Here is a 15,185-nt window from a genome sequence, read left to right as displayed (position 1 = left end):
CCTATGGTCACCTCTTTCCTGAATCGTTTCGCCCCTATTGACTTCACCCGCTACATCGATCGCCTCACCGATCGCTTCACTGGGCGAGAATGGCTGTTCGAGGAGCACATCGAACCCTGGCTGGAAAACGGTAACGAGCAGTTTTATCTGCTGACGGGTGAACCGGGAGTAGGGAAAAGTGCGATCGTGGCGGAACTAATCAAGCGCTGGCAGACGCAGCCGGGAAATGAAGAACAGGGCAAACTAGCGGCGTATCACTTCTGTCGAGCCGGGGATGTGGAAACCGTGAGACCGGGACGAGTGCTGCGATCGATCGCGGCGCAACTGGGGAAAACTCTGCCCCATTACGGGAAAGCATTGAACAAAGTGCTTGAGCAGGTGCATTTGAACATTGATGTCAATATCAATATTGACACTCTGAGTAATAGCCAGGTCACAGGAATTTACATCGAAAACCTGAAAGATCTTGACCCCAGAGAAGAACTGCGGTTGCTGATTCAGGCTCCCCTAGCAGAACTCCCGGAAATTTATAAAGACTTACCCGAAGAAGAGAGGGCAACACTCCCAACACTAAAAGTATTTCTGATCGATTCGCTGGATGAAGCCGTCACCACTACCGGACGGGACAACGTAGCAACCTTGCTAGCAGCATTGTCTCAAGCCAACGATCTGCCCCCTTGGATTCGGTTTATCCTGACCGCACGTCCGGGAATCTTGAAAGCGCGTCCAGGAAGTGATACTGCACTCCAGTTTCAGTCATTGAAGCACTACGAGCTAGAGAAGTTGCTGGAAGAGAACCTGACTGACATTGAGCAGTATGTAACTAGACGAGTACGAGAAACCCTTGACCAACCAGAGGCTAAGTTTCAGGCTCGGCTAGAACAGGCACAGCTTTCTGCTGAAGCGTTGGTACAGGAAGTCAGGGATCTTTCCAACGGCAACTATCTTTATACCCGTTTGGTAATGGATGGGATTGGCACAGGCGAGCTATCGCTAAAAAAACTGTCTGCCCTACCCAAAAACCTCTATGAAGTGTATCAACGCTTCCTCCGCCATCGCTGTTCGGTTCGCAAGTGGATTAATCTCTATCAGCCACTCCTAGGAACACTCACGATCACTCAGGAAGCAATTAGCTCAGCACAGTTAGCGAAGTTTGCAAAGGTTGCTTCTGACCAAGTGGAAGGTGTGCCTCAGGTAGAAAGTGCGATCGCTATTTTGCACCAGTTCCTAGATGAAGTAGAGAATGATGAGGGACAAAAACTCTACACCATTTTTCATCAGTCACTACGAGAGTATTTGTTGGATAGAAAACACAATCATGACTTTTGGTGTGATGCTAAAGAACAGCATGACAATATTATTGAATACTGCAAAGAAGAGTCTAAAGATTGGCAAGATTTGAGGGAGATTAATCCATATGGATTGCGGCATCTTGCACAGCATTTAGTCAGGGGAAAGCGTGTTCAAGAACTCCACGACTTGTTAGTATTTGAAACGACAAACCAACGTAATGCTTGGTTTGATGCTAAAGACAGCTTTGGGGACACAGCAGGTTTTCTAGCTGATGTAGAAATGGCATGGATTCAAGCAGATAAGGTGTCTGAACACCCAACCAAAAATAGTATTGGATTACAGTGTCGCTATGCATTGATGAAGACTTCGATTAATAGCTTGGCAGAAATTCCACCTGCGTTGATGGTAGCACTGGTTAAACATCAATATTGGAAACCTGCTAAAGCCTTGGCATACACTCATCAAATTAATGATCCAAAGACAAGATCTGAGAGTCTGACGGCGTTAGCTGAGCCACTACTAAATTCCGATCCATTGAAACATCAAATATTAAAATCTGCACTGCAAGCTGCTCAAGACATCCAAAATAGCTACTCTCGTGCTGAGGCACTGGCAGCACTGGCAAATAAACTGATGCCAGAGCTACTTCCAAATGCTCTAGAAGCTGCACTAGCCATTCAGGATGAGGAATATCGTGCTAAGGCACTGACGGCACTGACAGATGAATTACCCGAGGCTCTTCCTCAAGCTCTAGAAGCTGCACTAGCCATTCAGACTGACTATTGGCGTGCCGATGCATTGAGGGTTCTAACTGATAAACACCCAGAGCTACTTCCCCAAGCCCTAGAAGTTGCCCTGTCCATACAGGATGAAGACTCTCGTGCCCGAGCATTGACGGCCCTGTCCAACAAGCACATAGAAGCTTTCCCTCAAGCTCTAGAAGCTGCACTAGCTATTCAGGATGATGGCTTTCGTGCCGAAGCCCTAACTGCGTTGTCCGAGAAGCACCCAGAATTACTTCCTCAAGCTTTAGAAGTTGCTCTGTCCATACAGGAAGAAGACTCTCGTGCCCGAGCATTAATGGTACTGGGCGATAAACTGACTCCAGAGCTACTCCCGCAAGCCCTAGAGGCCGCCCTAACCATCCAGAATAAGGGATATCGTGCTGGAATATTGGTGACGCTAGCCAATAAACTACCTGAGGCACTTCCTCAAGCTCTAGAAACCGCCCTAGCTATTCAGAACGAGGAGGCTCGTGTTGTAGCACTGATAGGCATGGCAATGCAATTGCCTGAGTTGCTCCCCGAAGCTCTAAAAATTGCCCAAGCCACTCAGCGTAAAGACCTTCGCGCTGGGGTATTGGTGGCACTGGCCGACAAACTACCTCTAGCTATGTTTCAAGAGGCCCTAGAAGCTTTACCATCTTTCCAGGATAGGTACTTCCGTAACGTAGCATTGACATCGCTGGCTGATAAATTGCCTTTGGCTCTACTCCCCCAAGCCCTAGAATCTGCTCAAGCCATACAGGATGGATTCTCTCGTGCCGAAGCATTAACTGCATTGTCCGATAAATTACCGGAGTTACTTCCTAAAGCCTTGGAGGCTGTCCAATCTGCCCAAGCTACTCAGTATGGAGATTCTCATGTCAGGGCACTTATAGCGCTAGTAGACAAGCTACCAGAGGCACTCCCCCAAGTCCTAGAAGCCGCACTAGCTATTCAGGGTGATCTCACTCGTGTCGAAGCATTGACGGCACTGGCAGATAGACTAACACCAGAGCTACTTCCCCGAGCCCTGGAAGCTTCGCTAGCTATCGAGAATGACGAATATCGTGCACAGGCGTTGACGGCATTGGCTGATAAATTACCCGAGGTACTCCCCCAAGCCCTAGAAGCTTCACTAGCTATTCAGTTTGAGAACAACCGTGCCAAGGTGTTGACGGCACTGGCTGATAAATTATCTGAGGCACTTCCTCCGGCTCTAGAAGCTGCACTAGCCATTCATGGTGATCGCGATCGCATGGAGGCATTGACAGCGCTGGCTGATAAATTAACATTAGAGACGCTTCCTTCAACTCTAGAAGCTTTACTAGGCATCCAGTACGAACCCGCTGGTGACACTGCATTGAAGGAGTTGGTTCATAAATTGCCTTTAGAGCTAATTCCTCAAGCCCTAGAATTCGCCCTAGCTATCCAGGGTGATTACCCTCGTGCCAGAATGTTGGGGGCGTTAGTAAACAAACTTTCTCCGGAATTAATCCTCCAAGCCCTGGAAGCTACCCAAGCTATGCAGGACAAGTACTCTCATGCAAGGTCATTAATAGCCCTAGCTAGCAAACTTCCTGAGCTACTCCCTCAAGCTCTAGAAGCTGCCCAAGTCATTCAGGACAAGTATGCTCGTGCTGAGATATTAACAGCATTGGCTGGTAAGCTACCCGAGGCACTCCCTAAAGCCCTAGAAGCTGCACTAGCCACTCGGGATGATTTCTCTCGTGCTGAGGTATTGACTGCTCTAGCCGATAAACTGCCTGAAGCACTCCCTAAAGCTCTAGAAGCTGCACTAGCCATTCGAGATGATTTCCATCGTGCCGAGGTATTGACTGCTCTGGCTGATAAACTGCCTGAAGTACTCCCTAAAGCCCTAGAAGCTGCACTAGCCATTAGGGATGATTTCTTTCGTGCCAAGGTATTGACTGCTCTGGCTCATAAACTATCCCCAGAGCTACTTCCCTCAGCAGTGGAAGCCCTATTAGCCATTCAAACTGAACCCGCTGCTAACAAGGCATTGATGTCGATAGCTCATAACCTACCTTCAGAGCTAATCCACCAATCTGTCAAAGCCGCCCAAGCCATTCAGGAGAAGCGCTATCGTATCGAAGCACTAACGTCTATAGCTTTTTCGCTGGCTAATGAATCAAATTGCTCCGGCCTTTGGAAGGACTTACTACATTTTCTTTCAGACCGAACTCGACATAACTTGCTCAGCGACATAGCAGCCCTAGTGCCTGTAATTGCTGCTTTAGATGATGATGCAGCAGCAGATACGGCTCAAGCTATTCAAGATGTCGCAAAGTGGTGGCCTTAATCACTCAGTTTCCTTGTAAGAATTTTTTTTTAAGCGCATCGTATGACGTAGAGTCATCTCCATGTCTACGGTTCTCATTCAAACCCAAAACACTCCCCTGGTAGTCAAGTTTCTGGAGATCGCGCCCCTCACTCACGTACAACTCTACAAATTCTACCAATCTAATCGAGATCTCCACATTGATCGCCCCTTGTCACTCGACTCATATGGCGATCGCCCTATCAACCAGGCTAGTTAAGTAGCAAGGCTCAATCATTTATAAGATGGCTCGGCTTCTTCACAATCGATGAAAGCCTCAATTGGCAAGGGTTACAGATGCTTAGCCTATTTGACGTTTAATTCGTCCCACCTACTTATAATTTAAGCTATACGCAGCAAGGTCAAGTTTCCTATAGCTGCACCGACCGAAAGAGCGATCGCTCATCCACCAACACTAGACAGGATATTCAAGCATTATTGAGAATGGCACGATTCAGATGAGGCTTTTGTACCGCGATCGCTCAACTATTCCATTCACTTAATCATGCCAGTCCTCAATCCTAAATCAGGCATGAGCATCACAGGTCAAGTCAGCGATCGCATCCCCAACTTCACAGGTTGTCAGCATCTATTTTCCCTTATGCTATATCAAGAAAACTATTCGATAGAGTCTAGAGCTGTCAAATAGAATTGGGCTCTAGCAATCACATCATCACCATAGTCATCGTGAGTAGTTCCATCATTTATTCCGGCTATAGATTGGACGTTTGTGACTCCGGAGTTATAGGCAACACATGCACCTTTTAATACATTCTCATCAGACCAACTGAGATGCTTAAGCGCAATCTGATCTCGATATGTACTAAAAATTTCTATTGCCTGTTCAACATGAGCTTGAGAGAAGGGACTATCAAGGCCTCTAAGATTATGGTGCCTTTTGTCGACTTGTAAGATACCCCATCCATGGTTGTTATCTCCCCAGCCAGGCTTGTTACCACCTTTTCCCAAAATACTCCCGAGGTGGCTTTCTCGACTTGCCAAAGCAGCAACAATTTCTCTAGGAACGTTGAACTTTTTCGACACTAAATTAATGCTATTCAAACGCTCGGAATTTAGATGAACCATATCACGACGTGCTATTTCATGGCTCGCTTCAATGCCTGGTTGGTTAATGCCTTCTGGTTCTGAAGTTGCTCGTTTACAACCATTTGTATCACAACTCTTCAAGACAGCTTTCCAATCTGAAAGTATTTTAGAGCTCTGGCTAGCTAAAGTAAGTGTTGATGTACCTTTAGTAGATTCACGCTTTCCATCAGTAGTGAGAGTCTTGATAGGAAAATCATATCCTTTGACAATTTCTACATCTTCCTTATAAACATAGCCACTATTAATATTTCCAAGTGATTCTTTCAGTTCTACATACCAGTAGTCTTCATCGTCACCAACCTCAACCGAATGAGCAACTAACGGAAGCGTGCCATCTCCATCAGGTATAGGCAACCCTTGAAAGCTTGCTAAGTCAGGTTTAATTAATACACCATTTTTCTTTGAATAAATTGCAAAACCATTAAGCCCTAATTTCTTGCAAGTGTTTTCTCCAGCAATCCCATCAACCTTTAAGTCTGGATTTTTCTGCTGAAATTCTCTGACTGCTGTATCGGTCTTAGAGCCATAGTTGCCATCATCCTTTATCTTTAATAACTGTTGTAGCCATCGAACATCTAAACCTCTAGAACCATTTTCAAGTATATCTATTTTCTCGATGTAGTCACTTGTTGATAAGTCTCCTGCCAATAATTCAAAATTTATATGTACCTTTTCACCGTTTATATCGCAATAGGTATCAAGATCAACGTGCGATCCGTATCCATGAGGAGAGTTACCATTATGACCTGCTTCTAAAGCAATAGCATCTCCTTGATTAACCCTTTCATTAACAGTTTTTAGCAACTTTGAGTTATGGGCATAAGCCTGAAAACAGGTATATTCTTTCCCTTGATAAGTAAACGGAATATCTAGTTTGATGTGAATTCTATAACCATAAGCCCCTTCCATTTGTGCCTTATGAACTTTGCCTGAGTACATGCAAATTACTTTACTGCCGAATCCCTGAGTATAATCAAATCCAATATTATAGTTCCCTGGCTTAATAGTCCTAAGCACTCCATCTCTATATATGGCTTTGCGATACTGACTTTTATATCCATGACCAGAGGGCTCCATGAATCCTCCTGTCACAGCAAGAGAACCCATTATTTTGTTGAAATATTTTTTATAAGGTGAACTTACTTGAGATTCCGGAAACGGCTTGTCGAAAACAATGGGAACATCGGTTGTATTCCTCAGTTTTTTATTCTGTCTTTTCTGACTGTCTGATTTTTTGGGTGAAGTTTTATAAGTCGATTTTTCCCAACTTCTATCCCAATGATTATCGAAATCAGTATCGAAGATGTACCACTCTCCAGCACCATGACCTAACCTCACAACGTAGTGATTATTCGGAGCTACTTCATAACTCTCAACTGGATATTTTGTTCCAGCAGGGCAAAAGTGCTTTTCATCATCTGAAAGTAAGCTTGTTTGATCAGGAAACTTCTTCAGCCAGGTATCCCGTACAGCTATCATCCATGCCTCATAGCTATGATCAGTACCATCAGCCGCCTCAGCTGAAGTCTTGGTAGGGCTTCCTGGTTTAACTGCCTCAGGCCCTGAGAGTTTAACGACAAAATCTTTAGTATCGTCACGAGCTTCTAAAGCCTTCTGATTAGCTCTCATCCACTCCCAAACCGGCACCGGAATATTTTTCTCCTCTGCCGCCTTTAGAATATTCTCAAGGTTGTAGATTTTCGCAACCGCTAGCAAGTCCGCGATAATGCGGTCATTAACGGCTGTGTCAAAGTCGTAGGTTCCTTTATTTTTATGTTCTTGCTGAATGCGGGTAATCGCTCGACAGAGTTCATACTTCCAGAAATCCTCCTGAACATCTTCACCCCGAAGTTCAATTGCCCTATCCAGGTATTGAATCGCTTTAAGTAAATCCGGCGATCCCGAGTCTTTATAGGCATAGGCCAATTGAGCATAGTAGCGGTGGTTATCGGGCTCGACTTCGGTCAATGCATAAAAAACAGGAATGGTTCTGGCAACTCTGGGCTTCGCCACTTCTGACAAACTGGCTGTTTGGCGAAAATCCTTAGCCAGTTCAAAAACCTGCCTTCTTACGCTGGCTGGGGCTTGCCGAATCGCAACTGTCAGCTCGGCCAACTCACTGTTTAATAGTCCAGTTTGAACATGCTGGTTCAGCTGGTCAATAATTTTGAGCCCTTCCTGGGCTTCAGCCCTTTGCTGGTAGGCCACTTTTAGATATTTCTGTCGGTCCTCCTCCAGCACATTCATATCAGAGAACATGCGGTTGAGGGCAAACTCTAAGATAGCGCGACCGCCATAACCGCCAATAATCCCGAGAGCCGCAATTTTTATTGTGATATTATCTCCGCCTTCTTCAAAAAAAGGAGTACCGGATAATAAAAAATATGCTACGACTGAACCAGCAATTCCCAATAGAATATCGCCAAAGAGGCCTGCCTCAAACTGATCGCCATTGTTTCCCGCAAATCGGGGCATTTCTACATGACCGTCAACCAGGATGGTGTAAATTACTCCACCCAAAATGCCGGAGAATAATAATACGAGTGTCTCTGGATTAACGTAGGCATCAAATGTTGTCGTATTGTCTGGACTATTACTGAGGATGACTACAAAAAGAAAGCCAATGGCTAGGCCCGTCAAAAACGTACTGTAGACGCGCCATCGCCGGTAGGAGGCTGCACGATACTGCTCCCATATAATCAGTCTAGTTTTCTTTTGCTTATCATCCATGATTCAGAACTCCTAAGCTTCTAATTGATGACTCAAATCTTTCACTGGAATAGAGATAACTCCAAGGCTATCCATATATTTTCCGCATCTACCGTGGAAACCAACGGCCTGATAATTCTCTGGAATATCTAGAGTAATAGCTTCACTTGAATTATGATGACCAACAATCCAGGGTGAGCGTCCTTCAATAATGAATTTAATTGAGGTAATATAAGGCCCACTCGTAACAAAAACCGTTTTCATTGTTCCTGTCGTTACCTCAACCCCCCTGATATACTCACCAGGGTTTAATTTGTAGGTCATTAATTGCCCTCCTTCACCACCATGGGTTGATGAGGGCAATGCGTCGCCATCCAAAACGAGTTGAACCCCATCAATGCAAGCACCAACCCATACTTTAATTTCTGATACATTGGCATCTTGATATCTTTGCTGATTAGTTTCCAGGGTGTGAGGCCCAACCTCAATGTCAGCAAAAGGCTCTCCCCCCCCACCTCCAGCAGTAACGCTGGGCCATAACTCCCATTCAGGCTGTTCTGACTGCTGCTCTAAGTATTGTTTAGTGGCTTCTTTGAGCAAGTTCTGCTTTTGTAGGATTTGGTTATCTTTTGGAAAGAACTTAGGGGTCAATAACTTATACAGTGGCAAAAGCTCTAATTTAACGGGGGTTGGGTCATCCTTAACTGTTGAAAACCAGGCATCTCTGTTACCCTGCCAGTTGCCGCCACAAAACTTAAGTTCTTCGGAATGGTCTCTTATTTCTTCAAAGCGACTCTTTTCAACATCTTTTGAAAAACTAGCTTTGAACATCTTTGCTGCTTCAGCCTCGAAATTTCCACCTCGTTTTACAACAGAGGCATAGGTTGATTCATTGAGACGGATTTTATGATAAACCAAACCACCAAAATCTACTTGAGTCGCAATATGGGTGCCAAATTCCTGGATAAAAGTGTTGTAGGCTACTAAATCGTCATTGACAGGTAACAAGCTAACAGCCTGTTCGAAGTCTTGGTTAGGATGCAAGCTTTTCCATGAGTCAGGAGGAAATTTCAATCCAACAGGGGGTAGCCCCAGCCTAAAGTCAAGATATTCGGCCTTGGTGAATGCGTAGATGCTTTTTTCATGTCTCCGCTCTTGTCTGAGGCTTTGATAGTTTTTTGAAAGACTGAAAGGCATAAACAGCCCGAACAGGTTTGCTACCAGACCGCTTATTGAACCACCAAACTCCCTTTGGATATCAGCTTCTGTGTATAGAACCTTTGTCTGTTCACTCGTGTTGTGGCCCCCTGAGGAAATAGGCGTAAATTGAGTTCCCTTGGGCTTTAAGAACTGGACTCCCTCATCTTCTGCTTTCTCAGCCTCACCCGGATAGAAATCAAAGACACGATGATCCTTACCAGTCCCACTAATGTCAAACGGGTCTAGGTAAAGAATGTCGTAGCATTTACCCAAAGAATAGAAAATGGCCTCAAGGGTTTCTCCCTCAGGATTAGGGACTGGATCTCGGAAAGTAGTCTCAAATCCAATTTCACCAACAGTGGTACTTGCCAAATTGCTTTCAGCGAAAGGCTTTTGCCCGTCTGTTACCGATTCACCAGTTTCTGTGGCAGCATCTACGGTTTGAGAGGTAATTGTCGGAGTCGGTAGAGGTAGCTCTGTTGACCCCACATCAAGACTGCCTATGGTTGTGCTTTGAGTTTCCTCCATAGCAAGCGCTGTAGGTTGTAGCCCCAGAACTCGGCTGACAGCTTCTGATACGGTGCGCGTATCATTGCGGGTGGTGAGATAGGCCTGGTTAAGGCGTAGCCAATCTTCAACGGGTGAGGGGATCTGTCGCTCTCTTGCCGCTTGCAAAATCGTTTCCAGATTGTAAATTTGAGCAATAGCCAGCAGATCAGCAATGATGTTCTCCTGTACAGGAGGAGAAAAGTCAGGGACTCGGGTTGTCCGACTGGCCTGCAAAATACGAATTGCAGCACGGTTCAGCTCATACTGCCAAGGTTTACCAATAGTCAATGGCCCCCGCAGAGTAATGACTAGATCTAGACACGTCAGGGCTTTTGAATAATCAGGCGGATCTAAGTCTCTGTACAGCAGGGCCATTTCGCCTAGGCTTTTGTGTTTCTCAGGTTCTTGGGCCAAGAGTTGCTCATGAACCGTTATCATTCGTTGCCGTTGCTCTGTAGTTAACGCAAGCTCTGGTGCTTGTTGTCGTAAATCCACCAGGGCCTCGAACACCTGTCTTCGAGTTTCGCCAGATAATTCTGTAAGGGTTTGAATGAGTACTGATTGCTCAGCTTCAGTGGCCCTAGTGCGGATGTAGTTATCAATTTGTGTGATGAGTTGGAACGCTGGCTCAGATGCCGTCTGGGACTCTTCTGCGTCTGATTCAACAACGGTCGTAAAATCGACTGCTTTGGGTAATTCTCCACTCAACTTGAAGAAACGGTTCAAAGCAAAGCGCAAAATTGCTCTACCACCGTAACCTCCGATAATACCGGTGGCCGCCAGGGGAATACTGCTTGGTTGCTCAGCATTGGGGTTCATCAAGCTTGAAGGCAGCAATGCCTCCAAAATAAAAGCCCCTGCAATGCCCAGCAAAATGTCGCCGAATAGACCTGCCTGAAATGTGTCTCCCTTATTGGAAACGAACCGGGGCATTTCCACATGGCCATCTACCACAATGGAATAAATCACACCGCCCATAATGCCGGAAAACGCAAGAATTAAGACTTGCCAATCTAGTAAGCCGAATGCTTTTGAAACTTCAGTGTCAGGACTCGAAGGGGGTAAGCCACTGAGAATTAGCGTGTAAGACAGGCCGATGAGAAACCCAGTTAAGAAGGTACTGTAAACTCTCCAACGTTTATACATTAAGGATTCACGCTGAACAGAAAAAGGGGTAGACTAAGCCGACTTGATGGAATTTACAGGGAGCGTGAGGTGAGATGAAAATGTGTGGTCTGAGCTTCCTCGACATGAATACAATTAAGATCTAACTCAAGCCTTTCGTCAACTTCGAAACCATTGAAACTATTGAGATCCAAACCTTGCCCAATTCCAGAAGAGGAGTTGCTTTCTAGAGAAAACTACAGACCCCAAGCTGAACCGGGTAAAATTGGAAAGTAGTAGAATTTCATACATAAATAAAATTCTACTATTCAAAGATATTCCGTTTATTTATTGACGTCAATCAATGTAAATTTTTATACACTACTTTTTGTGAAGCATTCCCGGTCTTTATTTTAATTTAAGGTTTTGCCGCCTGATTTAGAGCTGGCATTTTGGATTTTTGCCATAGCATTTTTATTTTGAGGGAGATGAGTTGCTAAAACAGCAGTTCCTTGACCGAAAGCTTTTCCACCTTCTTTTAGTAATTTGGAGAAGAACAGTGTAGCAGCGGCAAACGCTAGAGTAGCTGGATTCATAGTTGTAAAAAATTATTGGAAGGTGAACTCAGTTCTAGCTCAAGCACATAGGTCTTGAAACAGAGCACTGATTTGGTTTTCACAATTAAAGACAACACTCCAGACAGATTTGGAGGGCCCTAGCCTGAACTTAGACGGCTAGGGACTGGCCTCTTAAGAGTGGATAAATCTCTGTGACCCTTGTAAAGCAGGGGCTGTAGCCAATGGTCTGAAATCTAGAAAGAGCACTGGTTTGTTAACGGGAGATGCATTGAACCCCTATCAAATGTCAAGTACATAGGGCTCTTCCGAGCTTTTGGTGAAGCCGGGAGCTAGTGAGGAAACTGTAAATCGCCCCTTTCAGTAATCTGCCGATGGAATTTCTTCAAGCTCTGTTGCCCAGTAGCAGTCTGTTCCGTTTGGAAAGCTACACCATTGAGTCAGGCGATTGCCTCTTGCTGACTCTCTCCTCTACACAAGCGATAATCCCCTGTCCGCTATGCGGTGGTCTGACTCACCGTATCCATAGCCACTATGAGCGAACGTTAGCTGACCTACCCTGTGTCCATTTCAGGCTTAGACTGATTCTCCAAGTGTGTAAGTTTTTCTGCCCAAATACTGAGTGTCGCCGCCGCATCTTCACCGAACGCCTGCCGGAAGTGGCCGCCCCTTGGGCGAGAAAGACCGTGCGATTGATACAGCGGTTGCAGTCAATTGGCTTAGCGCTGGGGGGTGCCGCAGGGGCTCGATTAGGTGATTGCTTGGGTTATGCGGCCTGCGGCAGTACCCTGATGAACCAGCTTCAGCAACTGCCGCTGCCGGACGTGACAACCCCCAAGGTATTGGGCGTCGATGACTTTGCTTTCCGCAAAGGCCACAACTACGGCACTATCTTGGTTGATCTGGAAACGCATCAACCGATTGCCCTGCTGGCAGACCGTAAGGCAGAAACCCTGGTCGAGTGGCTCCAGGCCCACCTTGGTATAGAAGTGCTCTCCCGCGACCGCTCCAAAACCTACAAACGTGCGATGACTGAAGGCGCACCGGAGGCCATACAAGTCGCAGATCGCTTTCACTTGGTCAAGAACTTGAGTGAAACCTTAGAGCAAGCGTTTGGTAGCTACCGCAGTGAGCTAAAAGCGGCTGAACAATCACAGCATCAAATTGCCATTGCAGATGCTCCTGAAGAGACCGTCTTGGCTATGCCAAAACCAACCGCTACGGAGACGTCGCAGCAACAAATACACCAGAACCAACAGCGAAAAATAGACCAACAGAAGACTATCAAGTCCTTGCGAGCACAGGGATGGCTTCAAACGGCGATTGCTCAGACGGTAGGCGTTAGCCTCAAGACCGTTGAACGCTACAGCACCTTGCCAGACTTTCCAGAAATACCCCCTCGCCGGCCTACGTTTGGGCGCAGTCTACTCGATCCCTACAAACCACAGCTTTTAGACTGGTGGAACTCGGGTATTAGGGAGCCTAGCCTCCTAATGAAATTGCTCAAACCCTGTGGCTTTGAAGGCTCTCTTCGTACCGTACAGCGCTACCTTAGCGGGCTGCGCGAAGCTCAGGGTCTACCGCCAGTGAGGATTAAAGTCGCCCAAGCGTTGCCAAAAGTCGTTGACCCACAGTCGCCACCCTTCACGCCGCGTCAAGCCGCCTACTTGGTCGTACTCAAGCCAGACAATCGTCAGGCAGAAGAGACTGATCTACTCGAGCGGGTCGTCCAGCAGCATCCGGACTTATCGCAGCTGGTTGTGTTGGCCGATGCGTTCTTGCAACTGTTAAGACAACGGCAGGCAGACGCCTTCGATGACTGGTTGCTAAAGGCAGCACGCTGCGCGCTCAAACCGTTGCAAACGTTTGCCAAAGGGTTATTTGATGACTATGCTGCGGTCAAAGCTAGCCTCATGACAGAGGTTAGCAACGGCCCTGTCGAAGGCTTGAACAACAAGTTGAAGATGCTGAAGCGCCAGATGTACGGCAGGGCTAACTTAGAGCTACTCGCCAAGCGATTCATTATGGCTGCATAACAGCAAGCTCAACGTAAGGCAGCAATCGTTTTCTCGGCTTCACCAAAAGCTCGGAAGAGCCCACGTTCAGTGTCGTCTAATAAACCCCTCTCATGCAAAGGATTTCTTGGGTCGATAAGGGGCGAGAGCAGAGGCCTATCGCCATCGCCGGAGTCGTCTGTTTCCCCAATCCCCAGTGCGGTCTGACCCAATTGTGGATGATCCGCTGGACCTCCAAACTTCGTTGTAACCCTGAGCGAGTCTTGGCATAGAGATTCTGACGCCGACGATAGGCGCTACAGCGTCGTCTCAGAGCCGCATTTTGAGCTTCATTGTGATTCGCATGCACCTCCGCCACGGGGCTAATGGCCGTAAGCGGATGCTCTGTCTTAACCCAGACCACACGCCGTTGGCCTTGAGACCCTGTGATTTTCATCGCCACTTCCAGTCCTTCTCTCCAGACTTTTCGAGTGCGGTAGGCCCCCGGACAATTGCGGAGCGCCAGATAGACACTGGCCAAGTCCCACAACGCTTTGGCATAGCGACACTCACCGTCAGTGAACCAGCGAATGTAAGGACACGCTTGTGCCCACTGCCAGGCCTGTTGAGTTCCCCGCTGAAACAGCAGTTCGTCCTTATGACCAGCCTGGGCCGAGACCCAGTAGCGACTGCTGCGTTCGATAAAGTGGATTGTCCATCCTTCTGAGCTAGCGGGGGGGACGATTCTCGCCGACGCGAGTGTACACTTCATCCCCTTCTAGCGTCACTTCTCGATCTCCTGGTGCTGGGGGCGACCAGGCATCAACCTGATTCGCCAGGCGCTCTTCCCAGCGCAGAATCGTTGAATGAGATTTACCGAAAGTGCGGCCTGCCGCCTGCGCTCCCATCCCTTCGGTGCGGCTATTCAACGCTGTGGCCACTACTGAACTGGGGGCTCGGAGGCAGGCCATCGGGGTGCCGTGCGCTCAATAAATCGCTTGCCGCAGTCGTTGCAGCGATATCGCTGCAGCAGCACACCCTCTGAGAGCGATTCCCGCCCATTTTTCACGACCTGGAGGCTTTGGCAGTGAGGACAATCCATGGCTCTGGAGTAGCTGCACTGCAACCCAGCATCTGGAGATGATTGGCACCAGCATGGAGTCTGGGGTGAAGGAACTCGGACGTGTACAAGTGGCAGGGTTCCCGGTGCAGAGTTTGCACAAGTACTTGGACAGGCTGACCCAGCATGGGGAGGTGGTGATTGCAGAGGGGGAGGGGGCAATCGCCATCCACCCCCATCAACCGCCTGCCCTCGCTTTAGAGGAAGCATCACCGCCTGAACCTGAATCTGTGGCTAATGCCCCAGCCACTGAAGAGCCTGAGTTTCAGGTGCAGAGCTTGTTTGACGTGGAACCGTTTCGGACGAGTCACTCCACTGGCCAATCGCCACGTATTAGACGACACTGAACGTGTCCGATGACGACAGCTAGATAGGCGGGAGAGCAATACTCTCTGCCCCTTGGGTCATTGCTGAGACCGGATCCAATTCAGG

At 47.3% G+C, this 15,185-nt stretch carries 7 protein-coding genes and 1 pseudogene; 4 read left to right on the top strand and 4 right to left on the bottom strand.

Annotated elements, in window-relative coordinates; translation table 11 throughout:
* Positions 1 to 3 precede the first annotated feature (3 nt).
* Both H6G07_RS25760 and H6G07_RS25755 read left to right on the top strand, forming a co-directional pair.
* On the top strand, positions 4 to 4,377 hold the full coding sequence (locus H6G07_RS25760) for a P-loop domain-containing protein (RefSeq protein WP_073611276.1): 4,374 nt from the start codon (positions 4 to 6) through the stop codon (positions 4,375 to 4,377).
* A 61-nt stretch (positions 4,378 to 4,438) separates the two neighbouring features.
* On the top strand, positions 4,439 to 4,615 hold the full coding sequence (locus tag H6G07_RS25755) for a hypothetical protein (RefSeq protein ID WP_171973122.1): 177 nt from the start codon (positions 4,439 to 4,441) through the stop codon (positions 4,613 to 4,615).
* A gap of 398 nt (positions 4,616 to 5,013) precedes the next feature.
* Here the strand turns inward: H6G07_RS25755 and H6G07_RS25750 are convergent, their stop codons facing one another.
* The 3 genes from H6G07_RS25750 to H6G07_RS25740 all read right to left on the bottom strand — a co-directional run bounded on the left by H6G07_RS25750 (position 5,014) and on the right by H6G07_RS25740 (position 11,660).
* On the bottom strand, positions 5,014 to 8,232 hold the full coding sequence (locus H6G07_RS25750) for a peptidoglycan-binding protein (protein ID WP_073611275.1): 3,219 nt from the start codon (positions 8,230 to 8,232) through the stop codon (positions 5,014 to 5,016).
* A 12-nt stretch (positions 8,233 to 8,244) separates the two neighbouring features.
* Positions 8,245 to 11,106 (bottom strand): MAC/perforin domain-containing protein, encoded by a 2,862-nt coding sequence (locus tag H6G07_RS25745; protein ID WP_073611274.1) that lies wholly within the window; start codon positions 11,104 to 11,106, stop codon positions 8,245 to 8,247.
* Positions 11,107 to 11,477: 371 nt separating this feature from the next.
* Positions 11,478 to 11,660, bottom strand: a complete 183-nt coding sequence (locus H6G07_RS25740) for a hypothetical protein (RefSeq protein WP_139297225.1) — start codon at positions 11,658 to 11,660, stop codon at positions 11,478 to 11,480.
* 353 nt (positions 11,661 to 12,013) lie between these two features.
* Between H6G07_RS25740 and H6G07_RS25735 the strand changes: the two genes are divergently transcribed.
* Positions 12,014 to 13,675: an ISL3 family transposase gene (locus H6G07_RS25735; RefSeq protein WP_073611273.1), complete on the top strand. Its 1,662-nt coding sequence runs from the start codon at positions 12,014 to 12,016 to the stop codon at positions 13,673 to 13,675.
* 76 nt (positions 13,676 to 13,751) lie between these two features.
* Here H6G07_RS25735 and H6G07_RS25730 read toward each other — a convergent pair.
* A pseudogene (locus H6G07_RS25730) lies at positions 13,752 to 14,735 on the bottom strand (transposase).
* A 38-nt stretch (positions 14,736 to 14,773) separates the two neighbouring features.
* Here H6G07_RS25730 and H6G07_RS25725 point away from each other — a divergent pair.
* Complete coding sequence (locus H6G07_RS25725; RefSeq protein ID WP_073611270.1) at positions 14,774 to 15,100, top strand: hypothetical protein; 327 nt, start codon at positions 14,774 to 14,776, stop codon at positions 15,098 to 15,100.
* Positions 15,101 to 15,185 lie beyond the last annotated feature (85 nt).

It is taken from the genome of Phormidium tenue FACHB-1052 (assembly GCF_014696675.1).
GTDB classification, from domain to species: Bacteria; Cyanobacteriota; Cyanobacteriia; order Phormidesmidales; family Phormidesmidaceae; genus Nodosilinea; species Nodosilinea tenuis_A.
Note: the sequence above shows the minus strand (reverse complement) of the source record. Positions and strands in the feature narration are given on the sequence as shown.